Source organism: Pseudomonas sp. B37(2017), from assembly GCF_002112885.1.
Lineage (GTDB): Bacteria > Pseudomonadota > Gammaproteobacteria > Pseudomonadales > Pseudomonadaceae > Aquipseudomonas > Aquipseudomonas paraglycinae.
In genome coordinates this window covers 77,615-91,667 of record NZ_NEIX01000014.1, presented here as the reverse complement: position 1 = coordinate 91,667, position 14,053 = coordinate 77,615, and the positions used below count along the sequence as shown (strand labels likewise).

Here is a 14,053-nt window from a genome sequence, read left to right as displayed (position 1 = left end):
CAGAACACCGTGAGTCTGAGGAAGTCCCCGATGCTGACCTTGAACATCAATGGCAAGGATCAGGAGCTCGATGTCCCCGCGGACATGCCGTTGCTCTGGGTCCTGCGCGATGTCGCGCACCTGACCGGTACCAAATTCGGTTGCGGCATGGCCCAGTGCGGTGCCTGCACCGTGCACGTCGATGGCGCACCGCTGCGTTCGTGTATCACCCCGGCCACGGCTGTCGCCCATGGCCAGAAAATCCTCACCATCGAAGGTCTGTCGAGCGATGGTTCGCACCCGGTGCAGCAGGCCTGGGCCGAGCTGGACGTGGTGCAATGCGGTTACTGCCAGTCCGGGCAGATCATGTCCGCCGCCGCGTTGCTGGCGAAAATCCCCAAACCCACCGACAGCGATATCGATCAGGCGCTCTCCGGCAACATCTGCCGCTGCGGCACGTACCCAAGAATCCGCGCGGCGGTCAAGCGTGCCGCCGACATCGGCTGAGCGAGGGGAGGTGAGTGATGAACAGTCCTGTATCCCGTCGCGGATTTCTCAAGGGCAGCGCCGTGCTTGGCGGTGGTCTGGTGGTGGCGTTCGTGGTGCCCGGCGGCAACCGCTTTGCCATGGCAGCCGAGAACGAAGGCAAGGTGTTTGCGCCGAACGCGTTCCTGCGCATCGCGGCAGATAACAGCGTCACCGTGCTGCTCGGCCATTCGGAAATGGGCCAGGGCATCTGGACCGGCCTGACCATGTTGATCGCCGAAGAGCTGGACGCCGACTGGTCGAAGATCCGCGTCGAACACTCGCCGGCCTCGGCAGCCGATTACGGCATGCCCGGTTTTGGCGGGATGCAGATTACCGGCGGATCGACCTCGACCTGGATGGAGTTCGATCGTTACCGCCTCGCCGGTGCCACGGCGCGGCAGATGCTGATCGAAGCGGCGGCCAAGCGTTTCAACGTGGCGCCGTCGACAATTCGCACCGAATCCGGCGTGGTGATTGCCGGCGACAACCGCGCCACCTACGGCGAACTGGCGGACGCCGCCGGGCAACTGCCGGTGCCGGATCCGAAGTCGATCACCTTCAAGGAAGCCAAGGACTGGAAAGTCATCGGCAAACCCACCAAACGCCTCGACACCCCGGAGAAAATCACCGGCCGCGCCAAATTCGGCATGGACGTGCAGTTCGACGGGCTGATGACGGCGATGGTCGCTAGGGCGCCGGCGTTCGGCGCCACGGTGAAATCCTTCGAAGGCGCAGAAGCGCTGGCGATCCCCGGCGTGCACAAAGTGGTGCAGGTGCCGACCGGTGTAGCCGTGGTCGCCGAGCATTACTGGGCGGCGAAGCTCGGTCGCGATGCGCTGAAGGTCGATTGGGACCTGGGGCCGAACGCTGATCTGAGCAGTGAAAAGCTGTTGGCGAGTTTCCGCAAACTGGCAGCCACGCCGGGCACTTCGGCGGCGCAGGCTGGGGATGCCAAGGGCAATTTCGGCAAGGCAGCGAAGAAAATCGACGTCGAATACAGCGTGCCGTATCTGGCCCATGCGCCCATGGAACCGCTCAACTGTACGGTGAAGATCAGCGCCGACAAGTGCGAGATCTGGACCGGCACCCAGTTCCAGACGCTGGATCAGATGGTCGCCGGCAAGATCACCGGGCTCAAGCCGGAGCAGGTGGAGATCCACACCGAATTCCTCGGCGGCGGTTTCGGCCGGCGGGCCAACCCGACTTCGGACTTTGTCGCCGAAGCGGTGCAAGTGGCCAAGGCTGCCGCGATGCCGGTGAAAACCGTGTGGTCGCGTGAAGACGATATTCGCGGTGGCTACTACCGCTCGATGTTCCTGCATCAGGCGAAGATCGGCCTCGGCGCCGACGGCATGCCGCTGGCCTGGCAGCATGTGCTGGTCGGGCAATCGATCATGGCCGGCACCATGCTCGAGAAAACCATGGTCAAGAACGGGGTCGATCAGACGTCGGTCGAAGGCGTTTCGGACAGCCCGTACATCAAGGGCCTGGCCCATCATCAGGTCGATCTGCACTCGCCGACCACCGGGATCAACGTGCTTTGGCTGCGTTCGGTGGGCCATAGCCACACCGCGTTTGTCATGGAGTCGCTGATCGATGAAATGGCCACGGCGGCGGGCAAGGACCCGGTGGAGTACCGACGAACGCTGCTCAAGGATCACGCCCGGCATCTCGGCGTGTTGAACCTGGCGGTGGAGAAGGCCAACTGGAAAGCCCCGCTGCCGGACGGCCATGCGCTGGGCGTGGCGGTGCACGAATCGTTCGGCAGTTACGTGGCGCAGGTGGCGGAGGTGTCCCAGGACAATCTGGCGATCCGCGTGCATCGCGTGGTCTGCGCGGTGGACTGCGGGATTGCGGTCAACCCGCAAAGCATCGCGGCGCAGATGGAGTCGTGCATCACCTTCGGCCTGGGCATGGCGCTGCACAGCAAACTGACCCTCAAGGACGGCCATGTCGTGCAGTCCAACTATCACGACTATCAAGTGCTGCGCCTCAATGAAATGCCGGTGGTCGAGGTGCATATCGTGCCGAGCACCGACAAACCCGGCGGCATCGGCGAGGCCGGCGTGCCGCCCACGGCGCCGGCGGTGGCCAACGCGGTGTTCGCCCTGACGGGGCAGCGCCTGCGGGAACTGCCGCTGCTATTGTCGGGGGTGTGAGATGAAACGACATCTGTTGTTGGGCACGGTGATTCTGCTTGGGCTGGGCGGTTATGCGTCGGATCTGTTCGCTGACGATCAGGAAGCCTTGAAAGCCTTCGGCACGGTGCAGAAAGTCTTCCAGAGCCCGCGTTGCCAGAACTGTCACATCCCCGGGGATTCACCGTTACAGTTCGACGCCGGCATTCCCCACGCCATGAGCGTGGTGCGCGGCATGGACGGCAAGGGCGCGGCCGGTTTGCCGTGCGCCACCTGCCACGCCGAAAGCAACCCGCCGGCCAGTTACGGCCCTCATGCGCCACCTGGGGCGCCGCACTGGAGCCTGCCGCCGGCCGCGCACAAAATGGCCTGGATCGGTCTGCCGCCAGATCGTTTGTGCGCGATGATCAAGGACCGCGCCAGCAACGGCGACCGGGACTTCGCCGCACTGATCAAACACGTCAACGAAGACAAACTGGTGCTCTGGGGCTGGAATCCCGGGGCCGGGCGCGCGCCGGTGCCGGTGCCGCACGATATCTTCGTGACCCAGTTCAAACTGTGGGCCGATGCAGGCGGGCCATGTCCGGTGGCCGGCGGATGAGAAGTTGAGGCATTGCTGATTCGGTCTACGCTCAACTGCATCGACGACAAAGGAGTGTGTGATGCTGGTACCCGGCAAACCCGCCAATGAAGCTGTGCGTATTCAAGCGCTGCAGGATCTGAAGCTGCTCGACACCGCACCGGAGGAGCGTTTCGACCGGCTGACGCGCCTGGCCAAGCGTCTGTTCAACGTGCCGATCGCACTGGTCACGCTGGTGGACAAGGATCGCCAATGGTTCAAATCTCGCGTGGGCCTGGACGCCACCGAAACCCCACGGGATACGTCGTTCTGTGGCCATGCGATCCTCCAGGACGAACTGCTGCTGGTGCGCGATGCCCGCGATGACGAGCGCTTTCACGATAATCCGCTGGTGATCGGCGACCCGAACATCCGCTTCTACGCCGGTTATCCGCTGACCGTGCCCAACGGCAACAAGATGGGCACCTTGTGCCTGATCGACACCAAACCCCGCGAACTCGACGACGAAGAGCGCGCCTTGCTGCGTGATCTGGCTGGCATGGCCGAGCAGGAACTGATGGCCGTGCAGATGGCGAGCATGGACGAGCTGACGCTGCTGTCCAACCGTCGCGGCTTCAAGATGCTGGCCCAGCACGCGCTGGATGCCTGCGCACGCCTGGAAAAACCGGCGACGCTGCTGTTTTTCGACCTCAATGACTTCAAGCAGATCAACGATCTTTACGGTCATGCCGAGGGCGACAGCGCGCTGAAGAACTTCGCCGATGTGCTGCGCATCGCCTTTCGCGAGAGCGATGTGGTCGGGCGTCTGGGCGGCGATGAGTTCGTGGCGCTGCTGACTGGCTCAAGCCACGTCGAAACCACGGCGATCATGGCGCGACTCAAGGAAATCCTCGAAGAGCGCAATGCCACGTTGCACCGGGGCTACGCGATTCGCTTCAGCGTCGGCCAGATCGAATACAACCCGCAGCGCCATGACACCGTGGACAAGTTGCTGGCGGATGCGGACGGGGCGATGTATGCGCACAAGCAGGCTTTGAAGCGCTGTTAATTCTGGCCTTATCGCCAGCAGGCTGGCTCCCACAATTTGAAATGCATTCCCTGTGGGAGCCAGCCTGCTGGCGATGGCGCCAGTGAAGGCACCACAAGTCACTTGGCAAACAACTGCCCGATATCCTTGAACGCCTTGAACTCCAGCGCATTGCCACACGGGTCAAACAAGAACATCGTCGCCTGTTCGCCCACCAGTCCCTGAAACCGGATTCCCGGCTCGATCACAAACCGCGTGTCCAGTGACTTCAAACGCTCGGCCAGTGCATGCCATTCCTCCATCCCCAGCACCACGCCAAAATGCGGCACCGGCACGTCATGCCCGTCCACAGTGTTGGTGTGCGCCGCCTCCTGCGACGCGTTCTTCGGCGCCAGATGAATCACCAGTTGATGCCCGAAGAAATTGAAGTCGACCCAGTGATCGCTGGAGCGACCTTCCTCGAGTCCGAACACTTCACGGTAAAAATGCCGGGCAGCGGCGAGGTCGTACACCGGAATGGCCAAGTGGAAAGGGCTGAGTGACATAGGCGCGGTCTCTATCAACGGTTGGGGTGAACTGAGTCTAACGCTGTGCTTTTCGATTGAAAGACGATAGTTTTTGCGCCGAGCTCAAATTATTTCGATCAGTCGAGGCGCCCATGCTACGTGAACTGAAAACCTTTCTGGCAGTGGCGCGACATGGCACGTTTGCCGCCGCCGGTCTGCATATCGGCCTGACGCAATCGGCGGTCAGCGCGCAGATCCGCAATCTGGAGCAGGCCTTGGGCGTGCGTCTGTTCGATCGCACCGGGCGACAGGCGATCCTTAATCCGGCCGGGCAGCGCGCAGTGCCGATGGCGCAGGAAATGCTCGCCACCTTCAGCCGCATGGCGATCAGCGAAGATGTCGGCGAGTTTCGCGGTGAGCTGAAAATCGGTGCCGTGGCGACCGCACAGACCGGGCTGTTGCCTCAGGCCTTGTTGCGCTTGCGGCAACAGGCGCCGGGCGTGGAACCGAAACTGGTGCCCGGCGTGTCGCTGAACCTGTTGAGCCAGGTGGATGCCGGGGAAGTCGATCTGGCGATCATGATCAGGCCACCGTTCGAATTGCCCAAGGAGCTGTCGGCGCAGGTGATCCGTCGCGAGCCGTTCGTGTTGATCGTGCCGCTGGAGGTTGAGGGCGATGATCCGCTGCAACTGCTGGCGGAGCATTCTCACGTGCGTTATGACCGCAACTCGTTTGGTGGACGGTTGGTGACACAGTTTCTGCGCGAGCAGCGGATTGATGTCCAGGTAGCGCTTGAGCTGGATGAGCTCGAAGCGATCGTGAAGATGGTCGAGTGCGGGCTCGGGGTTTCGTTGTTGCCCAGGGCCGGGCTATGGCTGGAGCATCCGCTGAAGGTGAGGGTGATCGAACTGGGAGAACTGACGTTTTATCGGGAGATGGTGGTGTTGCAGCGTTACAGCCAGCGTTCTCAACCGATTCAACAGTTGTTCGCCCGTTGCCTGGAATCGCAGGCATGAAAAAGCCCGCCTGAACAGGCGGGCTTTTTATCGGCAACGCGAAGATTACTCTTCGATGTTGCCCATGGCGGTGGTGTTGAAGCCGCCGTCCACGTACATGATTTCACCGCTGATGCCCGACGCCAGGTCGGAGCACAGGAAGGCGCCGGCGTTGCCGACTTCTTCGATGGTGACGTTGCGGCGCAGCGGGGTTTGCGCTTCGTTGGCGGCCAGCATCTTGCGGAAGTTCTTGATGCCGGAAGCGGCCAGGGTGCGGATCGGGCCGGCCGATACGCAGTTGACGCGGGTGCCGTCCGGGCCCAGGGAACCGGCCAGGTAACGTACGCCGGCTTCCAGCGAAGCCTTGGCCATGCCCATCACGTTGTAGTTAGGCATGGTGCGCTCGGCGCCCAGGTACGACAGGGTCAGCAGGCTGCCGTTGCGGCCTTTCATCATTTCGCGACCAGCTTTGGCCAGAGCCACGAAGCTGTAGGCGCTGATGTCGTGAGCGATGCGGAAACCGTCACGGGTGGTGGCTTCGGTGAAGTCGCCATCCAGTTGGTCGCCCGGGGCGAAGCCGACGGAGTGCACGATGCAGTCCAGGCCGTCCCACTTCTTGCTCAGTTCTTCGAAGACCTTGGCGATTTCTTCATCGCTGGCCACGTCGCACGGGAAGCACAGCTCAGGGCTCGAACCCCAGCCCTGTGCGAACTCTTCTACGCGACCTTTCAGTTTGTCGTTCTGATAAGTGAAGGCAAGCTCAGCGCCCTCGCGATGCATGGCGGCAGCGATGCCGGATGCGATGGACAGCTTGCTGGCGACACCGACGATCAGTACGCGCTTACCGGCGAGAAAACCCATGTGTTGCTCCTCTTTCAGGTTATTGCGCAGTGGCTGGTGCCAGGAAAGCGGCCTCCAGCAACTGCTGTGTATACGGATGTTGGGGGGCGGCAAAGATACTTTGCGCGTCTCCCTGTTCGACCACTTGGCCATGCTTGACCACCATCAGCTGGTGGCTCAGCGCTTTCACAACAGCCAGGTCATGGCTGATGAACAAATACGTCAGGTTGTACTTGGCTTGCAGTGAACGCAACAGCTCCACCACTTGCCGCTGCACCGTCCGGTCGAGGGCCGAAGTCGGCTCGTCCAGCAGGATCAGCGCCGGTTTGAGCACCAAAGCCCGGGCTATGGCAATCCGCTGCCGTTGCCCACCGGAAAATTCGTGGGGGTAGCGGTGCCGGGTTTCCGGATCCAGACCTACCTCCTTCAATGCCGCAATAATCGCCGCTTCCTGCTCGGCGGCGGTGCCCATCTTGTGGATCCGCAGGCCTTCGCCAACGATGTCATTCACGCACATCCGCGGGCTCAGGCTGCCAAACGGATCCTGAAACACCACCTGCATCTCCCGACGCAACGGCCGGACTTCGCTTTGCGTCAGGCAGTCTAGCTGCTTGCCTTCAAAACGGATCGCACCTTTGCTGCCGATCAACCGCAGGATCGCCAGACCGAGGGTGGATTTACCGGAACCGCTTTCCCCCACAATCCCCAGAGTCTGACCCTGAGGCAGGCTGAAATTGATGCCGTCCACTGCCTTGACGTGATCCACCGTGCGCTTGAGCAGGCCTTTCTTGATCGGGAACCAGACTTTCAGATCCTCGACTTCAAGCAGCGGCGCCCCGATTTTATTGCTCGCCGGGCCTCCGCTGGGCTCCGCGCCAAGCAGTTCCCGAGTGTACGGATGCTGCGGCGAACGGAACAGCTCTTCGCACGATGCCTGTTCGACGATGCAACCGCGCTGCATGACACATACTCGATGCGCAATTCTTCGCACGAGGTTCAAATCGTGACTGATCAGTAACAGCGCCATGCCCAATCGGGCCTGCAATTCCTTGAGCAGGTCGAGGATTTTCAGCTGAACGGTCACGTCCAGCGCAGTGGTCGGTTCGTCGGCAATCAGCAGTTCCGGCTCGTTGGCCAGGGCCATGGCGATCATCACACGCTGGCGCTGGCCGCCGGACAGTTCGTGGGGCAGGGCCTTGAGGCGCTTGTGCGGCTCGGGGATGCCGACCATCTCCAGCAGCTCCAGCGTGCGCTTGGTCGCGACCTTGCCGGTCAGGCCCTTGTGGATGCCCAGCACTTCGTTGATCTGCTTCTCGATCGAGTGCAGCGGGTTGAGCGAGGTCATCGGCTCCTGAAAGATCATCGCGATCCGGTTGCCACGAATGTGACGGATGGTCTTTTCGCCCAGCTCCAGCAGGTTTTGCCCTGAATAGTTGATGCTGCCGGCCGGATGCCGCGCCAGCGGGTAGGGCAGCAGGCGCAGGATCGAATGCGCCGTCACCGACTTGCCCGAGCCTGACTCGCCCACCAACGCCAGGGTTTCGCCGCGCTTGATATCGAAACTCACGCCTTCGACCACCCGTTGCACGCGATCACCGATGCCGAATTCGACGGCCAGGTCGCGGATTTCGATCAGATTGTCCTGATTCATGTCACTTCCTCGGGTCGAAGGCATCGCGAGCGGACTCGCCGATGAACACCAGCAAACTCAACATCAGCGCCAGCACCGCAAACGCGCTCATGCCCAGCCACGGCGCCTGCAGGTTGGATTTGCCCTGGGCCACCAGTTCACCCAGCGACGGACTGCCGGCCGGCAAGCCGAAACCGAGGAAGTCCAGGGCGGTGAGGGTGCCGATGGCGCCGGTCAGGATGAACGGCATGAAGGTCATGGTCGAAACCATGGCGTTGGGCAGGATGTGGCGGAACATGATCGCGCCGTTCTGCATGCCCAGCGCTCTGGCCGCACGCACGTATTCGAGGTTGCGCCCGCGCAGGAACTCGGCGCGCACCACGTCCACCAGGCTCATCCACGAGAACAGCAGCATGATTCCCAGCAGCCACCAGAAATTCGGCTGGACGAAACTGGCGAGGATGATCAGCAAGTACAACACCGGCAAACCCGACCAGATCTCGAGAAAGCGCTGGCCGGCCAGATCGACCCAGCCGCCATAGAAACCCTGCAAGGCGCCGGCGATCACGCCGATGATCGAGCTGAGCACGGTCAGGGTCAGGGCGAACAGCACCGACACGCGGAAGCCATAGATGACCCGCGCCAGTACATCGCGGCCCTGATCGTCGGTGCCCAGCAGGTTGTCCGCCGACGGCGGGGCGGGGGCTGGGACTTTCAGGTCGTAGTTGATGCTCTGATAGCTGAACGGAATCGGCGCCCACAGCACCCACGCGTCCTTGGCCTTGAGCAGTTCGCGGATGTACGGGCTCTTGTAGTTGGCTTCCAGCGGAAATTCGCCGCCGAAGGTGGTTTCCGGGTAACGCTTGATCGCCGGGAAGTACCAGTTGTTGTCGTAGTGCACCACCAGCGGTTTGTCGTTGGCGATCAGCTCGGCACCGAGGCTCAGGCCGAACAGGATCAGGAACAGCCACAGCGACCACCAGCCACGCTTGTTGGCCTTGAACAGTTCGAAGCGCCGGCGGTTGAGAGGGGACAGGTTCATCTCAATGCTCCCGGCTGGCAAAGTCGATGCGCGGATCGACAAGGGTGTAGGTGAGGTCGCCGATCAGTTTCACCACCAGCCCCAGCAGGGTGAAGATGAACAGGGTGCCGAACACCACCGGGTAATCGCGGTTGATCGCCGCTTCGAAACTCATCAGACCAAGGCCGTCGAGGGAGAAGATCACTTCCACCAGCAACGAGCCGGTGAAGAAGATGCCGATGAACGCCGACGGGAAACCGGCAATCACCAGCAGCATCGCGTTGCGGAACACATGGCCGTAGAGCACGCGGTGGCGGGTCAGGCCCTTGGCCTTGGCGGTGACCACGTATTGCTTGTTGATCTCGTCAAGGAAGCTGTTTTTGGTCAGCAGGGTCATGGTCGCGAAGTTGCCGATCACCAGCGCCGTCACCGGCAGCGCCAGGTGCCAGAAGTAATCGAGAACCTTGCCGCCCAGGCCCAGTTCATCGAAGTTGTTCGAGGTCAGTCCGCGTAAAGGAAACCAGTCCAGATAACTGCCGCCGGCAAACACCACGATCAGCAGAATTGCAAACAGGAACGCCGGAATCGCATAGCCGACAATGATTGCCGAACTGGTCCAGACGTCGAAATGACTGCCGTGCCGCGTGGCCTTGGCGATCCCCAGCGGGATCGACACCAGGTACATGATCAGCGTGCTCCACAGCCCCAGCGAGATCGATACCGGCATCTTTTCCTTGATCAGGTCGATGACCTTGGCGTCGCGAAAGAAGCTGTCGCCGAAATCCAGCCGGGCGTAGTTCTTGACCATGATCCACAGACGTTCCGGGGCCGACTTGTCGAACCCGTACATCTTCTCGATTTCCTTGATCAGCGCCGGGTCCAGACCCTGTGCACCGCGATAGGAAGAGCCGGCCACCGACACTTCGGCACCGCCGCCGGCAATGCGGCTGGTGGCGCCTTCGAAGCCTTCGAGCTTGGCGATCATCTGCTCCACCGGCCCGCCGGGCGCGGCCTGGATGATCACGAAGTTGATCAGCAAAATGCCGAACAGGGTCGGGATGATCAGCAGCAGTCGCCGAAAAATGTACGCCAGCATCTGATTACTCCGTGCCCACAGGGTCGGCTTGCAGTTGGGTTTCGACTTCTACCGCAGGTTTCGCATCGGGTTTGACCCACCAGGTGTTAATGCCGATGTCGTACTTGGGGGAGACTTTAGGGTGGCCAATGTGGTTCCAGTACGCCACGCGCCAGGTTTTGATGTGCCAGTTCGGGATCACGTAGTAACCCCATTGCAGCACACGGTCGAGGGCGCGGGCGTGGGCCACCAGGCTTTTGCGCGAATCGGCGTTGATCAGGTTCTCCACCAGATGATCGACTACCGGGTCCTTGAGGCCCATCGAGTTGCGGCTGCTGGCCTTGTCGGCCGCAGCGCTCATCCAGAACTCGCGCTGCTCGTTGCCCGGCGAGTTGGACTGCGGGAAGCTGCCGACCATCATGTCGAAGTCGCGCGAGCGCACGCGATTGACGTATTGCGACACGTCGACACGGCGAATCACCAGATCGATACCGAGGTCGCTGAGGTTGCGCTTGAACGGCAACAACACGCGTTCGAATTCGGTCTGCGCCAGGAGGAATTCGATGATCACCGGTTTGCCGGTCGCGTCGACCATTTTGTCGTCGACGATTTTCCAGCCAGCCTCTTGCAGCAACTGATACGCCTCGCGCTGTTGCGTGCGGATCATGCCGCTGGCGTCGGTTTTCGGATTTTCGAAGGCTTCGCTGAACACCTGCGCCGGCAACTGGCTGCGGAACGGATCGAGGATCGCCACCTGCTCTGCATCAGGCAGGCCGGTGGCGGCCATTTCCGAGTTTTCGAAGTAACTGCGGGTGCGTGCATAAGCGCCGTTGAACAATTGCTTGTTGGTCCATTCGAAGTCGAACAGCAGACCGAGGGCCTGGCGTACCCGCACGTCCTGAAACACCGGGCGGCGCAGATTGAAGACGAAGCCCTGCATGCCGGTCGGGTTGCTGTTGGCAATCTGTTCCTTGATCAGCCGCCCTTCGGTCACTGCTGGCACGTTGTAGGCGTTGGCCCAGTTTTTCGCCGCCATTTCCAGCCAGTAATCGAACTGCCCGGCTTTCAAGGCTTCCAGTGCGACGGTGTTGTCGCGGTAATAGTCGGTGGTCATCACGTCGAAGTTGTAGAAGCCGCGATTCACCGGCAAATCCTTGCCCCAGTAATCCTTGACCCGCTCGTAACGCACCGAACGCCCGGCCTTCACTTGGGTGACCTTGTACGGGCCGCTGCCGAGAGGAATTTCCAGGTTGCCCTTGTTGAAATCACGCTCGGCCCACCAGTGTTTCGGCAGCACCGGCAACTGACCGAGGATCAGCGGCAATTCGCGGTTGTTGGTGTGCTTGAACTTGAACAGCACCTTGAGCGGATCTTCGGCGATCACTTGCTCAACGTCGGCGTAGTAGCCGCGATACATCGGTGCACCTTCCTTGGTCAGCGTCTGGAAGCTGAACACTACGTCTTCGGCGCGGATCGGATGGCCGTCATGAAACTTCGCTTCGGGACGCAGGTAGAAGCGCACCCAGCTGTTGTCCGGGGCTTTTTCAATCTTGCTGGCGATCAGGCCGTATTCGGTGAACGGCTCGTCCAGACCCTGTTTGGCCAGGGTGTCGTAGATCAGGCCGATATCGTCCGCCGGCACGCCTTTGCTGATGAACGGGTTGAGGCTGTCGAAGCCGCCGAAACCGGCCTGGCGGAAGATCCCGCCCTTGGGCGCGTCGGGGTTCACGTAATCGAAGTGCTTGAAGTCGGCGGGGTATTTCGGCGGCTCGTTGTACAGGGTCACGGCGTGTTGCGGAGCGGCAAAGGCCAGCCCGGCGAACAGCAGACCGCTGGCCTGCACGAGCAGGGCGCGGATAGGCTTCATCGATCTTTCTCCGAAGATTTCAGCCACCACGCGCTCAGGCCCAGGGTGTAGGGCGGCGTGGTGACGAAGGCGAACCGGTTGCGGTACGCCAGACGGTGATAATTGAGGTACCAGTTGGGAATGCTGTAGTGCTGCCAGAGCAGCACGCGGTCCAGTGCCTTGCCGGCGGCGACCTGTTCATCGCGGGTGCGGGCGGCGAGCAGTTGCTCGAGCAGATGATCGACCACCGGGTTGGCGATGCCCGCGTAATTCTTGCTGCCCTTGACCCCGACCTGGCTGGAGTGGAAGTACTGCCACTGTTCCAGCCCCGGGCTGAGCGTCTGGTTGAGGGTCATCAGGATCATGTCGAAATCGAACTGATCCAGACGCTGTTTGTACTGGGCGCGATCCACCGTGCGCAGGCGCGCGTCGATGCCGATGCTGTTGAGGTTCTCGATGTACGGCTGGAGGATCCGCTCAAGATTCGGATTGACCAGCAACAGCTCGAAACGCAGCGGCTGGCCGGCGGTGTTCTGCAGACGCTGGCCGTTGAGCTTCCAGCCGGCCTCGGCCAGCAACGCCAGGGCTTTGCGCATGGTTTCCCGGGGAATGCCGCGCCCATCGGTCTGCGGCAGCGTGAACGGTTCGGTGAAGAGGCGCGCCGGCAGTTGATCCTTGTACGGCTTGAGCATCAGCCATTCATGGCCGACCGGCAGGCCGACGGCGCTGAATTCGCTGTTGGGGTAGTAGCTGGTGGTGCGTTTGTAGGCGTCGCTGAACAGGGCGCGATTGGTCCACTCGAAATCGAACATCAGGCCCAGGGCTTCGCGCACCTTGATATCGGCAAAGGCCGGGCGCCGGGTGTTCATGAACAGACCCTGACTCTGGGTCGGGATCTGGTGGGGGATCTGCGCCTTGATCACGTCGCCGCGACGGATCGCCGGGAAGTTGTAGCCGTTGGCCCAGTTCTTGGCCTGATGCTCGATATAGATGTCGAACTCGCCGGCCTTGAATGCTTCGAAGGCCACATCGCTGTCGCGGTAGAACTCGACTTCCATGCGGTCGACGTTGTACTTGCCGCGATTGACCGGCAGGTCCTTGCCCCAGTAATCCTTGACCCGCTCGAAAATCAACTGCCGCCCCGGCGTGACCGAGGTGATGCGGTACGGCCCGCTGCCCAGCGGCGGCTCGAAGGTAGTGGCCTTGAAGTCGCGACCCTTCCAGTAATGCTGGGGCAGTACCGGCAATTCGCCGAGGCGCAGGATCAGCAACGGATTGCCGCTGCGCTTGAGCACAAAGCGGATGCGCTGCGGGTTGAGGATATCGACGCGGAGCACTTCCTGAAGGGCGGTGCGATACAGCGGATGACCTTCCTTGAGCAGCAAACGGTATGAGAACGCCACGTCGTACGCGGTGATCGGCGTGCCATCGTGGAAGCGCGCTTGCGGGCGCAGATTGAACACCACCCAGCTGCGATCTTCGCTGTACTCCACCGACTGGGCGATCAAGCCGTAACTGGAGGCCGGCTCGTCCCCGGACGGTGCGTATTGCCCGGTGCCGACCATCAATGGCTCGTTCAGCTCATTGATGCCGTATTGCAGGAAATTCGCCGTGGTGACCGGGCTGGTGCCCTTGAAGGTGTAGGGGTTGAGCGTATCGAAGGTGCCAAACGCCATCACCCGCAAGGTGCCGCCCTTGGGCGCTTGCGGGTTGACCCAGTCGAAGTGGGTAAATCTGGCCGGGTACTTGAGCGTGCCGAACTGCGCATAACCGTGGCTTTCGGTGATCGTCGCGCTGACGGGGGAGCTCAAGGCCAGGCTGATCAGGAGCAGGAGGAGGGGACGCTTCAAGTCAGATCCGATCCAGGCGGCTTGGGCTTTGTGGGCCG

General features: G+C 61.6%; 12 protein-coding genes. 5 read left to right on the top strand and 7 right to left on the bottom strand.

What is annotated here, in order from left to right:
- The first annotated feature begins 30 nt into the window (after window positions 1–30).
- The 4 genes from CAF90_RS26220 to CAF90_RS26205 all read left to right on the top strand — a co-directional run bounded on the left by CAF90_RS26220 (window position 31) and on the right by CAF90_RS26205 (window position 4,273).
- On the top strand, window positions 31–486 hold the full coding sequence (locus CAF90_RS26220; protein ID WP_007956954.1) for a (2Fe-2S)-binding protein: 456 nt from the start codon (window positions 31–33) through the stop codon (window positions 484–486).
- Between the two features lie 17 nt (window positions 487–503).
- Window positions 504–2,666, top strand: a complete 2,163-nt coding sequence (locus tag CAF90_RS26215; RefSeq protein WP_085608969.1) for a xanthine dehydrogenase family protein molybdopterin-binding subunit — start codon at window positions 504–506, stop codon at window positions 2,664–2,666.
- A 1-nt stretch (window position 2,667) separates the two neighbouring features.
- The gene (locus tag CAF90_RS26210) at window positions 2,668–3,246 is read left to right on the top strand and encodes a hypothetical protein (protein ID WP_085608968.1); all 579 of its coding nucleotides are present in this window, start codon (window positions 2,668–2,670) and stop codon (window positions 3,244–3,246) included.
- 61 nt (window positions 3,247–3,307) lie between these two features.
- Window positions 3,308–4,273: a diguanylate cyclase gene (locus CAF90_RS26205; RefSeq protein ID WP_085608967.1), complete on the top strand. Its 966-nt coding sequence runs from the start codon at window positions 3,308–3,310 to the stop codon at window positions 4,271–4,273.
- A 98-nt stretch (window positions 4,274–4,371) separates the two neighbouring features.
- Here the strand turns inward: CAF90_RS26205 and CAF90_RS26200 are convergent, their stop codons facing one another.
- Window positions 4,372–4,797: a VOC family protein gene (locus tag CAF90_RS26200; protein ID WP_085608966.1), complete on the bottom strand. Its 426-nt coding sequence runs from the start codon at window positions 4,795–4,797 to the stop codon at window positions 4,372–4,374.
- Between the two features lie 113 nt (window positions 4,798–4,910).
- Between CAF90_RS26200 and CAF90_RS26195 the strand changes: the two genes are divergently transcribed.
- The gene (locus CAF90_RS26195; RefSeq protein ID WP_085608965.1) at window positions 4,911–5,774 is read left to right on the top strand and encodes a LysR family transcriptional regulator; all 864 of its coding nucleotides are present in this window, start codon (window positions 4,911–4,913) and stop codon (window positions 5,772–5,774) included.
- A gap of 45 nt (window positions 5,775–5,819) precedes the next feature.
- Here CAF90_RS26195 and fabI read toward each other — a convergent pair whose 3' ends face one another.
- Genes fabI through CAF90_RS26165 form a run of 6 tightly spaced genes read right to left on the bottom strand, consistent with a single transcriptional unit; the run spans window position 5,820 to window position 14,015 of the window.
- The gene (gene fabI / locus CAF90_RS26190; protein ID WP_007956947.1) at window positions 5,820–6,614 is read right to left on the bottom strand and encodes an enoyl-ACP reductase FabI; all 795 of its coding nucleotides are present in this window, start codon (window positions 6,612–6,614) and stop codon (window positions 5,820–5,822) included.
- Between the two features lie 19 nt (window positions 6,615–6,633).
- Window positions 6,634–8,244: an ABC transporter ATP-binding protein gene (locus tag CAF90_RS26185; protein ID WP_007956946.1), complete on the bottom strand. Its 1,611-nt coding sequence runs from the start codon at window positions 8,242–8,244 to the stop codon at window positions 6,634–6,636.
- Window position 8,245: 1 nt separating this feature from the next.
- On the bottom strand, window positions 8,246–9,265 hold the full coding sequence (locus tag CAF90_RS26180; protein WP_007956945.1) for an ABC transporter permease: 1,020 nt from the start codon (window positions 9,263–9,265) through the stop codon (window positions 8,246–8,248).
- Window position 9,266: 1 nt separating this feature from the next.
- The gene (locus CAF90_RS26175; protein ID WP_085608964.1) at window positions 9,267–10,340 is read right to left on the bottom strand and encodes a microcin C ABC transporter permease YejB; all 1,074 of its coding nucleotides are present in this window, start codon (window positions 10,338–10,340) and stop codon (window positions 9,267–9,269) included.
- A gap of 4 nt (window positions 10,341–10,344) precedes the next feature.
- Window positions 10,345–12,186, bottom strand: coding sequence for an extracellular solute-binding protein (locus CAF90_RS26170; protein WP_085608963.1), 1,842 nt, complete (start codon window positions 12,184–12,186; stop codon window positions 10,345–10,347).
- Window positions 12,183–14,015, bottom strand: a complete 1,833-nt coding sequence (locus CAF90_RS26165) for an extracellular solute-binding protein (protein ID WP_085608962.1) — start codon at window positions 14,013–14,015, stop codon at window positions 12,183–12,185. Before CAF90_RS26165 ends, CAF90_RS26170 begins: the two co-directional genes overlap by 4 nt.
- Window positions 14,016–14,053: the final 38 nt, after the last annotated feature.